The sequence below is a fragment of the Streptomyces sp. NPDC017993 genome, assembly GCF_044328065.1.
Classification (GTDB): domain Bacteria; phylum Actinomycetota; class Actinomycetes; order Streptomycetales; family Streptomycetaceae; genus Streptomyces.
In genome coordinates this window covers 233,168-247,554 of sequence record NZ_JBIRGO010000003.1, presented here as the reverse complement: position 1 = coordinate 247,554, position 14,387 = coordinate 233,168, and the positions used below count along the sequence as shown (strand labels likewise).

General features: G+C 72.9%; 1 protein-coding gene. It reads left to right on the top strand.

Features of this window, described 5'->3' with window-relative positions:
* Positions 1-143: 143 nt before the first annotated feature.
* The gene (locus ACH4FH_RS06260; protein WP_398554559.1) at positions 144-14,387 is read left to right on the top strand and encodes an amino acid adenylation domain-containing protein; all 14,244 of its coding nucleotides are present in this window, start codon (positions 144-146) and stop codon (positions 14,385-14,387) included.

The following is a 14,387-nucleotide window of genomic DNA, read 5'->3' as shown; positions in this document are numbered from 1 at the left end:
TGGTTAGTCTGCCGAAGAGCAAGCGGGTTGTCTCAGTGCGAATTTGATCCCGGAAATTTTTCAGTGGGTGAATTCAATTCAGGGGAAGAGCTCTCTCTTCTGCTGATCTGCCCGCGCATCCTTAGGTGAGTTGGCGAGGAATCATGGACCGATCTCAGTCTTTCGCTGACGGCGAGCAGATTCTCCCTTTGACCGGCGCGCAGGCGGGAGTCTGGTACGCCCAGCAGGTGGCACCGGACAGTCCCATCTTCCGGGCCGCCGAATACCTGGAGATCCACGGCGCCGTCGATCCTGCCCTGTTCGAGCAGGCTCTGCGGCAGGTGGTCGCGGAGGCGGACGCCCTGCACATCCGCTTCCGGGACACCGACGAGGGCCCCCGGCAGGAAGTCGGACCGCTGCCCGAGTGGCGGCTGGAGACCATCGATGTGTCCGACGCCGCCGACCCACGGCAGGCCGCCGAGCGGTGGATGGACCGCGATCTGCGCCGTCGCATCGATCTGACGGGCTCCCCGCTGTTCACCTACGCCCTGTTCCGGGTGTCGCAGGACCACTGGTTCTGGTATCACGCGTACCACCACATTCTTCTCGACGGCGTCGGCGCTTCCCTCCTCGTCCGCCGGGTCGCGCACGTCTACAGCGCGCTGGCCGAGGGCACCGCGCCCGAGCCGGCCACCTTTGAATCCGTACGCACCCTGCTCCATGAGGACTTCGACTACCGCGCGTCCGACGCGTTCCAGGAGGACCGCGCGTTCTGGCGGGAGCAGTTCGCCGACCGGCCGGAGCCGGTCGCCCTCGCGCCCCGCCCGCTGCGGCCCACCGCCGACTTCATCCGGCACAGCGGCCGGCTGCCGCGGAATGTGCAGCAGGATCTGACGCGGGCAGCCGAACGGATCGGCGTCGCCCGGTCCCGGATCATCATCGCCGCAGGGATGGCGTACACGCACCGCATGACCGGGCTCACCGACGTCGTACTGGGGCTGCCGGTCACCGCACGCACCGGCGAGAAGGCGCGCAAGGCGCCCGGCATGGTGGCGAACGTGCTGCCGCTGCGAGTGGCCGTCGACTCCGGCACCACGGTCGGCGAACTCCTGGAGCGCACCCGAACCGCACTCCGCGAACTCGTGCCCCACCAGCGCTACCGGGGTGAGGAGCTGCGCCGCGACCTCGGTCTGGGCAACGACCACCGGCGGTTCTTCGGCCCGCTGCTCAACGTCGTCCCGTTCGACTACGACCTGCGCTTCGCCGGCCGCCGCGCCGACGCGCACAACATGTCGCTGCGCCTCATCGAGGACCTGGCGATCTCCGTGTACGACCGGGCCGACGGCAGCGAGATCCGCGTCGACTTCGACGCCCACCCCGACCTGTACAACATCGCCGAACTCGCCGCCCACCAGGGACGGTTCGTCCAGTTCATCGGGAAGGTGGCCCGCGCCCTCGACGAGCCCGGCACCTTCGTCGGACGTCTCGGCCCGCTCGACGACACAGGGCTCGCGGCGGTCGGCGCCGAGCCCGTGCCCGACGCCCGCCCGGAGCCCTCCTCGCCGACCCTGCCCGCGCTCTTCGAGCAGCAGGCGCGCCTCTCACCGGACGCCCCGGCCGTCGAGTTCGAGGGGGCCTGCCTCAGCTACGCGGAGCTCGACCGGCGCGCCAACCGGCTCGCCCGGCTGCTCGTCGAGCGCGGCGTCGGCCCCGAGGACCGGGTCGCACTTCTGCTGCCCCGCTCCCTCGACTTCGTGGTTGCCGTGCTTGCCGTGGTGAAGGCCGGTGCGGCCTATCTCCCCCTCGACCCGGCCTACCCCGCGGCCCGTATCGACCATGTCCTCGGCGACGCCGCCCCTGCCTATGTGCTCGTGGAGTCCGGCACCGCCGCCCTCGCCGAGTCCGCCGGCAGCCCCCTGCTAGTGCTGGACAGCGCCCGCGTACGGAGCGACCTGGCCGGCCACGCCGACACGGCGCTCACCGACGCCGACCGCACCGCCGCCCTCACCCCCGACCACCCCGCCTACGTCATCTACACCTCCGGCTCCACCGGCCGGCCCAAGGGCGTGCTGGTCACCCACACGGGCATCCCGGACCTCGCCGAGAGCTTCGTCGGACGCCTGGGCGTACAACCCGGGGACCGCATACTGCAGTTCGCGTCCATGGGATTCGACGCCATGGTCCCGGAACTGTGCATGGGACTGCTGGCCGGAGCCACCTTCGTACTGGCTCCCGGCGAGCGGCTGATGCCCGGCGACCCGCTGGCCGCGTTCACCCGCGAGGCGGGCATCACCCACGCGATCCTGCCGCCGTCCTCCCTCGCCGTCATGGCCCCCGAGGGAGACCTCCCGGCGGACATGACCATCCTGGTCGCCGGTGAGGCCAGCTCCGCCGACCTGGTCTCCCGCTGGTCGGCCGGACGGCGGTTCGTCAACGGCTACGGGCCGACCGAGACCACCGTGTGCGCCACGATGAGCGCCCCGCTCTCCGGTGGCGGCGAACCGCCGATCGGCGGGCCCATCGGCGGCACCCGGGTGTATGTGCTCGACGCCGGACTGCTCCCGGTACCGCGGGGCGTGACCGGCGAACTGTACGTGGCAGGACCCGCCCTTGCCCGCGGCTACCTCGGCCGGGCCGCGCTGACCTCCGAACGGTTCATCGCCAACCCCTACGGACACCGCGGCGAGCGCATGTACCGCACCGGCGACCTGGTGCGCCAACGCCTCGACGGAGAGCTGGAGTTCGTCGGCCGGGCCGACGAGCAGGTCAAGATCCGCGGCTACCGTGTGGAGCCCGGCGAGGCCGAGGCCGCGCTGCTGGAGCTGAACGCCGTCGGCCGGGCCGCCGTCACCATCCGCCGCGACGCCTCCGGCGAACCCGCCCTCGCCGCCTACCTCGTACCCGCAGCCGACGGGCAGATCGACCTGGCCGCGGTGCGTGCCGAGCTGGCCGCCCAGTTGCCCGGCTACCTCGTTCCCGCCACCTTCACCGTCCTCGACGCCATTCCGGTCACCCCCAACGGCAAGACCGACCGCAAGGCGCTGCCCGCCCCGGCCGCCGACGCCGGCCACCGCACCTTCACTCCCCCGCGCACCCCCCGCGAAGAGGCCCTGTGCGCGCTCTTCGCCCAGGCGCTCGATACCGAGAGCGTCGGCATCGACGACGACTTCTTCGCGCTCGGCGGGCACTCCCTGCTGGCCGCCCGGCTGGCCCGACGCGTCCGCGCCGACCTGGGAGTCGAATGCGGCGTCGAGGCCGTCTTCGCCGCGCCCACCGTGCGGCGGCTGGCAGAGCGCCTCGCCACGGCGCGCACCGCACGCCCCGCCCTTCTTCCCGTGGCGCACGACGGCGAGCCCGCGCTCTCGTTCGCCCAGCAGCGGCTGTGGTTCCTGCACCACCTGGAAGGCCCCAGCGCCGCGTACAACATCCCGCTCGTCCTCACCCTCGACGGCGCCCTCGACCGGGACGCCCTGGAGTCGGCGCTCGGCGACCTCACCGACCGGCACGAAGTGCTGCGCACGGTCTACCGCGACAGTGGCGGCCGCCCCGCCCAGCACATCCTCGCCCCCGGCACGGCCTTCGGCACCGGCTCCGGCCTCGCCGTCGAGACCGCCGAGGAAGCCGCACTGCCCGGCCTGCTCGCCGAGGCCGTGACCCGCCCCTTCGACCTGGGCTCGGACATCCCGCTGCGCGCCACGCTGTTCGGCATCGCCCCGCAGCGGCACGTACTCCTGCTGCTGTTGCACCACATCGCCGCCGACGCCGAGTCGTTCGCCCCGCTGCTGCACGACCTCACCTCCGCCTACGAGGCCCGTCTCTCCGGGCGCACACCGCACCCGGCGCCACTTCCCGTCCAGTACACCGACTACGCCGCGTGGCAGCGCGAGCTGCTCGGCGACGAGGGTGACCCGACGAGTGCCGCCGCGCGCCAACTCGACTTCTGGCGGCAGGAACTGTCCGGTCTGCCCGACCACTTCGACCTGCCCTTCGACCACCCCCACCCGGCGAGCGTCGCCGCACCGCCCGCCGGCACGGTGATTGTCGACCTCGAACCGGCCGTCCACACCCTGGTCACCGATCTGGCCAGGTCCAGCGGCAGCAGCGCGTTCATGGTGCTCCAGGCCGCACTCGCCGCGCTGCTCAGCCGCCTGGGCGCGGGCGATGACATCGCGCTGGGCGCCCCGGTCGCCGGCCGCGAGGACGACGCCCTGGAGCGGCTGGTCGGCTTCTTCAACAACACGCTGGTCCTGCGCACGGACACCGGTGGCAACCCCGCCTTCCGAGAACTGCTCGCCCGGGTCCGCAACGGCAACCTGGCCGCCTACGCCCACCAGGACCTGCCCTTCGAGCGGCTCGTCGAGGCGCTCAACCCGGTGCGGTCGATGTCCCGGCACCCGCTGTTCCAGGTGATGCTCGCGATGGACAGCTCACGGCGCACCATGCCGTCCGTCACCGGGCTGGAACTGGGCCTGCTGGACGTGCCCACCGGTACGGCCAAGTTCGACCTGTCGCTGAACGTCCGGGAGGACTTCACCTCCGACGGTGCGGCCGCCGGGATGATGGTGGCGCTCGAATACCGCGCCGACGTCTTCGAACCGTCCACGGCCCGGGACTTGCTGGACCGCTTTGCCCGGCTGCTGGCGGCGGTCGTGTCCGACCCGGACCTCCCCATCGGTGTCGCCCCCGTCCTCACCGACGACGAGCTGCGGCAGCAGTTGGAGGAATGGAACGCGACCGCGGCGGCCGAGTCCTCGGTGGACGTGGTCGCGCGGGTGCGCGCGGTGGCGACCGATCGACCGTCGGCCGTCGCCGTCACCGACAGCGGCGGAGACGTCACCTATGCCGAGCTGATGGCGCTGGTCGACGCGATCGCGGGACGGCTCCGGTCGGCCGGTGCGACGCCCGAGTCCGTGGTGGCGGCCCTGGCCGACCGGGGCCGGTGGGCGGTGGCCGGGTTCCTGGGGATTCTGGCGGCCGGTGCCGCGTATCTGCCGCTGGACACCAGGGCACCCGTGGCCCGTTCCGCGGATCTGCTGGCGGACGCGGACGCCCGCTGGGTGCTGACCGGTCCTGGATACCCGGAGCCGGCCGCGCAGGCCGCCGACGGTCTGGCCGAGGTCATCGCCCTGGACACGGTCGAGGCCGTGGCGGGGGCTGCCGAGCCGGTCCCCCCGGCCGCCGATCAGCTGGCGTATGTCATCTTCACCTCGGGTTCCACGGGCCGCCCGAAGGGCGCCATGGTCCATCACCGCGGCATGAACAACCACCTTTTCGCGAAGGTGGCGGACCTGGGCCTGACGTCCGGTGACGTCGTGGTGCAGAACGCCCCGTTGACCTTCGACGTCTCCGTGTGGCAGATGATCTGCCCGCTGGTGACGGGCGGCCGGGCGGTCGCTGTCGGCCAGGAGGAGGCCGCGGACGCCGTGGGCCTGTTCCGGCTGGTGGCGGCGGACGGTGTCACGATCCTGGAGGTGGTGCCCTCCCTGCTGAGGGCGGCCCTGGACAGCTGGGACGAGGGCGCGACGGTGCCCGAACTGCCGTCGCTGCGCCGGCTGGTCGTCACCGGTGAGGAGCTGCCGGGCGAGCTGTGCCGCCGCTGGTTCGCCCGTTTCCCGGCGATCCCGCTCGTCAATGCCTACGGTCCGACCGAATGCTCGGACGACGTGACGCACGCGGTGATCACCGAGGCGCCGGACGGTGTGTCCACCTCGCCGATCGGACGGGCGATCCGCAACACGCGGCTCTACGTCCTCAGCGACGAGCTGCAGCCCGTACCGGTCGGTGTGGCCGGTGATCTGTACGTGGCGGGCGTCGGTGTGGGCCGCGGCTATCTGGCCGACCCGGGCAAGACGGCCGGCACGTTCGTCGCCGATCCGTTCGCCGCCGACGGCTCCCGGCTCTACCGCACCGGCGACCGGGTGCGCTACCGCCCCGACGGCCAACTGGAGTTCCTGGGGCGCCGCGACGCCCAGGTGAAGATCCGCGGCCAGCGGATCGAGCTGGGCGAGATCGAGGCCCGGCTGCGCACCGCGCCCGGGGTGAGTGACGCGGTCGCGGCCGTGGTGCCGGGTCCGGGCGGTCACGCCCAGTTGGTCGGCTACCTGGTGGGCACCCACGACACGCGTGCCGTGCGGGACGCGGTGGCGGCCGTGCTGCCGGACCACATGGTTCCCATGGCGTGGGTGGTGCTGGAGGCTGTGCCGCTGACCGCGAACGGCAAGGTGGACCGCAAGGCCCTGCCGGCGCCCGACTTCACCGCCGCGCCGAGCCGGGCGCCGCGCACCCCCCAGGAAGAGATCCTGTGCGGGTTGTTCGCCGACCTGCTGGGCCGCGACACGGTCGGCATCGACGACGACTTCTTCGGCCTGGGCGGACACTCCCTCCTCGCCACCCGCCTCATCTCCCGTGCCCGTGCCGCGCTCGGCGTGGACGTGTCGGTCGCCGCGCTGTTCCAGGCGCCGACCGTCGCCGGGCTCGCCGAGCAGCTGCCGTCCGCGGGCGCCGCCCGCCGCGGTCTCACCCGGCGGGAACGTCCCGAGGCGCTGCCGCTGTCCTACGCCCAGCGCGGGCTGTGGTTCATCAACCGCCTCGCCCCGGGGGACGGCACCTACAACATCCCGCTCGTCCTGCGGCTCACCGGCACGCTCGACACGGAGGCGCTGGAGACCGCGCTCGCCTCCGTCGCCGCCCGGCACGAGAGCCTGCGCACCCTGTTCCCGGAGACCGACGGGGTCCCCCACCAGGTCGTTCTCGACCCGGAAGAGGCCCGCCCCGAGCTGGAGACCGTCCAGGTCGCGGGACAGGACGAGACCGCGCTGATCGCCGCGGCGGCCGGACGCGGCTTCGACCTGACCGTCGAGCCGCCGCTGCGCGCGACACTGCTGACCGCAGGACCGCGCGAGCACGTCCTGGTGGTCGTGGTGCACCACATCGCCGGTGACGGCTGGTCCACCGCTCCGCTCACCCGCGATCTGTCCATGGCGTACGCGGCCGCCCTGCGCGGCCGGGCTCCGGCCTGGTCGCCGCTGCCCGTGCAGTACGCCGACTACGCCCTGTGGCAGCGCGAGCTGCTGGGCGACGAGAGTGACCCGGACAGCCTGATCAGCCGCCAGCTCGGCTACTGGACGAAGACGCTGCGGGATCTGCCGGAGGAACTGGCCCTGCCTGCGGACCACCCGCGGCCCGCTGTGCCCAGCCACAAGGGCGGACTCGTCCCCTTCGAGATGAGCCCGCGGACACACGCCGCGCTGCTGCGGGTGGCCCGCGCGCACGGCGTCACCTCGTTCATGGTGCTGCACGCGGCGCTCGCCGCCCTCCTCACCCGGCTCGGCGCCGGCGAGGACGTCCCCATCGGCGGCTCCGTCTTCGGCCGCACCGACGAGGCACTGGACGAACTGGTCGGCTTCTTCATCAACTCCTTGGTGCTGCGCGTCAACACCGGCGGCGAGCCCACGTTCGGCGAGCTGCTGGAGCGCACCCGGCGCACCGACATCGACGCGTTCGCCCACCAGGACCTGCCCTTCGAGCGGCTCGTCGAGGCGCTCAACCCGTCGCGCTCGACGGACCGTCACCCGCTGTTCCAGGTCAAGCTGGTGCTCCAGAACCTGGCCCGCGCCGAGGCCGAATTCCCCGGCCTGACAGCCGAGTTCCGGCAGCACGACCCGGACATGGCCAAGTTCGACCTGCTGTTCAGCGTCGCCGAGCGGTTCGACGAGAGCGGTGAGCCTGCCGGCATCACGGCCGCCGCCGGCTACTCGGCCGACCTGTTCGACCGGGCCACCGTGGAGTCGCTCACCGCCCGCTTCGTCAGACTGCTGGAAGCCGCTCTGGCCCGCCCCGAACTGCCGTTCACTCAGCTGGAGTTGCTGGCAGACGACGAACGGCACGAGCTGCTGGTGGCCCGCAACGACACCGGCCGGTGCCTGCGGGGCACACCCGGCCGTACGCTGCCGCAGCTGTTCGAGGAACAGGCCGCGCGCACTCCGCAGGCGCCCGCCGTGGCGTCGGATGCCGGGGAGCTGACCTACGAGGAGCTGGACGCTCGCGCCAATCAGCTGGCCCGGCTGCTGCTGGCGCGCGGCGCCGGCTCCGGGACGCTGGTGGCGCTGGCCGTGCCGCGCTCGGCCGACGCCGTCGTGGCGATGCTCGCGACCGGCAAGGCCGGGGCCGCGTATCTGCCGCTGGACCCCGACCAGCCCGGCGACCGCGTCGCCGTCCTGCTCAAGGACGCGCGGCCGGCGCTGCTGCTGACCAGTGCGGCCGCGCTCGCCGAGGCCCCGCACCTCGCGGCGGGCGCCACCGAGTTCCTCGTCCTCGACGGCGAGGACACGGTGGCCGCACTCGCCGGGCAGGCCCGCGACGGGCTCACCGACAGCGAGCGTGCCACGCCTGTGTCACCCGCCGACGCCGCGTATGTCGTCTACACCTCCGGGTCCACCGGCACGCCGAAGGGCGTGGTCGTCGAGCAGCGTGCGCTGGTGGACTATGTGACCCGCTGCGTGGCGAGCTACCCCGGCCTGGCCAGGCGCACCCTGCTGCACTCTCCGCTCTCCTTCGACCTGGGCCTGACCGGCCTGTACGGCACGCTGCTCGCCGGTGGCTGCCTGTATGCCGCCGACCTGGACGAGAACCTCCGGGTTCCCGGCGGTCTGACTTTCATCAAGGTGACGCCGAGCCATCTGCCGATCCTGGAGTCCCTGCCGGAAGCCTGCTCGCCCACCGGCCAACTGGTCGTCGGCGGCGAGGCGTTGCACGGCGAACAGCTCGCCGCGTGGCGTGCCCGCCACCCCAGGACCGAGGTGGTCAACCACTACGGCCCGACCGAGACCACCGTGGGCTGCCTGGACCACCAGGTCCCGGCCGGCTCGGAACTTCCCCCGGGGCCGGTCCCGCTGGGCCGCCCGATGCACAACACCCGCTGCTACGTGCTGGACGCCGGGCTGCGCCCCGTCCCCGACGGGGTGGCCGGCGAGCTCTATGTCGCCGGTACCGGGGTGGCCCGTGGCTACCTCGGCCGTCCCGCTGTCACCGCGGAGCGTTTCGTCGCCGACCCCTACGGTCCCGCCGGAACGCGGATGTACCGCACCGGCGACCGGGTGCGCTGGACCCGCGCCGGAGCCCTGGAATACCTCGGCCGCACCGACCACCAGGTCAAGGTGCGCGGCTATCGCATCGAACCGGGCGAGATCGAGACGCTGTTGCTGGCGGTCCCGGGTGTCCGTCAGGCCGTCTGCCTGGTACGCGAGGACCGGCCCGGCGACAAGCGCCTGATCGCCTATGTGGGCGCCGAGGCCACCGCGCTCGGCTCCGAGGCGCTGCGCACCCACGTCGCCTCGGCCCTTCCCGAGTACATGGTGCCGTCCGCGGTCGTCGTCCTGGACCGGTTGCCGCTCACCGCCAACGGCAAGATCGACCGCGCCGCCCTGCCCGACCCGGAGTTCGCGGCCGGGCCGCCGGCCCGGGCTCCGCGCACCCCTGAGGAGGAGATCCTCTGCGGTCAGTTCGCCGACATCCTCGGCCTGGACCGCGTCGGCGTCGACGACGACTTCTTCGCACTCGGCGGCCACTCCCTGCTGGCCATGCGGCTGCTCAGCCGGATCGCCTCGACCTTCGGCGCACGCATCGGCATCAAGGCGCTGTTCGACGCGCCGACCGTCGCCGGCATCGCCGACCGCCTGGGCTCCGCCGACGACACCCGGCCCCCGCTGCTCCCGGCCGACCGTGAGGGGGGCGCCTCCCATGCCCTCAAGGCACAGGGGAGGATCCCGCTGTCCTTCGCCCAGCGCCGGCTGTGGTTCCTCAACCGCCTCGAAGGCCCCAACGCCACCTACAACGTGCCGCTGGTCCTGCGCCTGACCGGGGAGATCGACCGCCCCGCGCTGCGCGCCGCCCTCCGCGACGTCGTCACCCGCCACGAGAGCCTGCGCACCGTGTTCCCCGAGTCCGACGGCGTGCCCCGACAGCATGTCCTCGGCCCGGTCGAGGGAACGCCGGTGCTGGAGGAGGCCGAGGTCGGCGGGGACGAACTGGCCGCCGCGGTCGACGAGACCGTGATGCGCGGCTTCGACCTGATCGCCCAGCCGCCGCTGCGGGCCCGCCTGCTCACCACGGCCGGCACCGGCACCGCGGTGCTCGTGCTGGTGACGCACCACATCGCCGGCGACGGCTGGTCCCTCACCCCGCTGCTGCGGGATCTGGGTCAGGCATACGCCTCCCGCACCCGGGGCACCGCCCCGGCCTGGCAGCCGCTGCCCGTCCAGTACGCCGACTACGCCCTCTGGCAGCGCGAGGTGATGGGCGACGAGAACGACCCGGAGAGCCGCCTCTCACGGCAACTGGAGCACTGGACCACCGTCCTCGACGGTCTCCCCGAGGAACTGGAGCTGCCCACCGACCGGCCGCGTCCGGATGCCGCGAGCTACCGCGGCGACAACGTCCCCTTCACGCTCGACGCCAACGGGCACGCCGGACTCCTCGCGCTGGCCAGGGCGAACGGTGTCAGCGTCTTCATGGCGCTGCAGGCCGGTCTCGCCGCGCTCCTGACCCGGCTCGGCGCGGGAACCGACATCCCGCTCGGCACCCCCATCGCGGGCCGCACCGACGACGCGCTGGACGAGCTGGTCGGCTTCTTCGTCAACTCGCTGGTGCTGCGCACCGACACCTCCGGCGACCCGACGTTCCGCGAACTGCTCGCCCGGGTCCGGGAGACCGACCTGGCCGCCTACACACACCAGGACCTGCCGTTCGAACGGCTCGTGGAGGAACTGAACCCGACCCGGTCGCTCGCCCGCCACCCGCTGTTCCAGATCATGCTCATCCTGCACAACATCGGCCGGCCCGAGGCTGCCCTCGAAGGACTGGAGGTGCGGGTCGAGGGCGCCGAGGCACCCGTGGCCAAGTTCGACCTCTCCGTCAGCCTCTGGGAGCAGTACGCCGACGACGGCGGCGCGGAGGGCATCCTCGGCCAGATCGAGTACGCCACCGATCTGTTCGACCGGTCCACCGCCGAGACCGTCGCCGACCGCTTCCAGCGCCTGCTGACCGCGGCCGTCGCGGCTCCGGACCAGCCGATCGGCGCGCTCGGCGTCCTCACCGACGAGGAGCGGCACACGCTGCTAGTCGCGCGCAACGACACCGCCCATGAGCTGCCCGAGGCGTCTTTGCCCGAGCTGTTCGCCGCCCAGGTTGCCCGGACCCCGCAGGCCACCGCCCTGGTCAGCGGCACACTGCGGCTCACCTACGCGGAGTTGGACGACCGTGCCGAGCGGCTCGGCGCCGCACTGCTCGAACGGGGTGTGCGGCCCGAGGACCGGGTGGCGCTGCTGCTCGCCGCACGGGCCGACCACGTGGTGGCGGCCCTGGCCGTCGCCAAGGCCGGCGGTGTCTATGTGCCGCTGGACCGGCGCAGCCCCGAGGCGCGGCTGGCGCACATCCTGGAGAGCACCGGAGCCACAGCCGTCGTCACGGACGCCGCGAGCGCCGCACTGCTCCCGAACGGCCCGGCCGCCGTCGTGCGCGCCGACAGCCTGCCGGGCGGTGACGGTACGGGCCTGCCCACGAAGCCTGTGGCCGTGGCCATCCGGCCCGACCGGCTGGCGTACCTCATGTACACCTCCGGCTCCACCGGTGAGCCGAAGGGTGTCGCGGTCACGCACCGCAATGTCGCCGGGCTGGCCCGCGACCGCTACTGGGGTCACGGCCCGGACGACCGGGTGCTGCTGCACTCGCCGGTGACGTTCGACGCCTCGACGTACGAGATGTGGGGACCGCTGCTGTGCGGCGCCCGGATCGTGGCCTCGGACGCCGACGCCACCGACATCGCCTCGCTCGCCGGCACCATGACCGAACACCGGGTGACCGTCGGCCTGTTCAGCGAGGGCGTGTTCCGGCTGCTCGCCGAGAACCACCCGGAGAGCTTCCGCGACCTGCGCGACATCTACGTCGGCGGCGACACCATGTCCGCGACCGCCGTACGCAGAGTCCTGGAGCACGCCCGTGGAGCGCGGCTGACCAACAGCTACGGGCCCACCGAGTCCACGCTGGCCGTCGTCCACCACGCGCTGACCGCCCAGGACATCGACCGGAACGCCTTCCCCATCGGACGCCCGCTCGACAACACCCTGGTCTACGTCCTGGACGAGCACCTGCGACCGGTGCCCACCGGTGTCACCGGCGAGCTGTACGTCGCGGGAGAGGGACTGGCCCGCGGCTACGCCGGCCGGGCCGGGCTGACCGCCGAGCGGTTCGTCGCCGACCCGTACGGCCCGGCCGCGACCCGCATGTACCGCACCGGAGACCGGGTCAGGTGGCGGGCCGACGGCACGCTGGAGTTCGCCGGGCGTACCGACGACCAGGTCAAGGTCCGCGGCTTCCGTATCGAGCCGGGCGAGGTCGAGACCGCCGTCGCGTCCTTCCCGGGCACCGCCCAGGCCGTCGTGGTGGTGCGCGAGGACCGTCCCGGCGACAAGCGTCTGGTCGCCTATACGGTGTCCGCCGCCGGGGCCACCGTGGACCCGGCGGCCCTCAGGGCCCATGTGGCCGCGCTGCTGCCCGACTACATGGTGCCCGCGGCGTTCGTCCCGCTGGACGAGCTGCCGCTGACCCGTACCGGGAAGCTGGATCGCAAGGCACTGCCCGCGCCCGACTACTCGGGTGACGGCGGACGCGGCCCGCGCAACGAGGTCGAGGAGGTGCTGTGCCGGCTGTTCGGTGAGCTGCTCGGCGCCCCGGACATCACCATCGATGACAACTTCTTCGCCAGGGGCGGCGACAGCATCGTCTCCATCCAGTTGGTCAGCCGCGCCCGGCAGGCCGGGCTGGTCCTCACCCCCCGGGACGTCTTCCAGCACCAGACCGTGGCGGGGCTCGCACTGGCCGCGGCCGAGGCGGCCGAAGACGACCCGGCGGCGCAGGACGACGGGACCGGCTCCGTACCGCTCACCCCGATCATGGAGTGGCTGCGGGAACTGGGCGGCCCGCTGGCAGGGTTCAACCAGTCGGTGCTGCTCCGCGTGCCCGCCGGGCTGACCGGGGAAGCGCTCGACGCCGCCGTGGCGGCACTGCTCGTCCGGCACGACGCCCTGCGCGCCCGCCTGGAGCGCACCGATCCCGACCGGTGGAGCCTGGAGATCGGGCCGGCGGACGAGACCGGAGCGGCCCGGCACATCCGCCGGGTGGACATCTCCGCCCGGCCTGACGCCGACCTGGCGGGCGTGCTCACCGAGCACGCCGAGGCCGCGCGTCGCGAACTGGACCCGGACGCGGGCGACATGCTTCGCGTGGTGTGGTTCGACGGCGGTGACGAACGGGACGGCCGCCTGCTGATGCTGGCCCACCACCTGGTGGTGGACGGTGTGTCCTGGCGCATTCTGGTCCCGGACCTGATGTCCGCCTGGCTCGCCCAAACCGCCGGCCGCGAGATCGCCCTGGAACCGGTCCGCACCTCGTTCCGCACCTGGGCCAAGGGCCTCGTCGAGCGGGCCCAGGGAAGCGCGGCGGAAGCCGAACTTCCCCTGTGGGAGCGCATGACGGGAGCCCCCGACACGCAGCTCACCGACCGGCCGCTTGACCCCGCCACACACACCAAGGGCACCGCCAGGCACCGGACGGCCGTTCTGTCGGCCGAGCGCACCCGGCCGCTGCTCGGCGGCGTCCCCGCCGCCCTCGACGCGGGCGTGGACGAAGTGCTGCTGACCGGCTTCGTCCTGGCCCTCGCCGAATGGCGACGGCGGCGCGGAACCGGCGGCGGCAGCCCGGCGCTGATCGACCTGGAGAGCCATGGCCGGGACGATTCGGGCGCGGCCGATCTGTCCCGCACCGTCGGCTGGTTCACCGCCATGCACCCGATACGGCTCGACCCGGTCGTGCGCTGGCACGAGATCAGGGACGGCGGCCCGGCCCTCGGCACCGCACTGAGGCGGATCAAGGAACAGCTGCGCGCCGTGCCCGACAAGGGGGTCGGATACGGCCTGCTGCGGTACGTGAATCCCCGCACCGCCGCCGCGCTGGCCGGCACGGCCGGCCCGCAGATCGGCTTCAACTATCTGGGCCGGGTCCGCGCCGACCGGAACGGACCCGCCGACTGGGGGCCGGCGCCCGAGGACATACGGACCGCGCCCACGGACCCGGACCTGCCGTTCGCCCACGCGCTGGAACTGAACGCGATCACGCACGATCGCGCCGACGGCCCGCAGCTGAAGGTCACCTGGTCATGGCCGGACGCACTGTTCGAGGAGCACGAGGTCGAGGCGTTGACCGAGCTGTGGTTCACGGCCCTGGACGCGCTGGTACAGCACGCCGCCGACCCGGTCGCCGGTGCCCACACCGGTGACCCCGCGCCGGCCGACGTTTCCCTGGTGGGCCTCCTCCAGGACGAGATCGATGAGCTTGAGTCCGAGTGGAGCATCTGA

What these genes read in the sequence shown, in the direction of transcription:
- ACH4FH_RS06260 (WP_398554559.1), top strand. Translation starts at nt 144, where the DNA reads ATGGACCGATCTCAGTCTTTCGCTGACGGCGAGCAGATTCTCCCTTTG.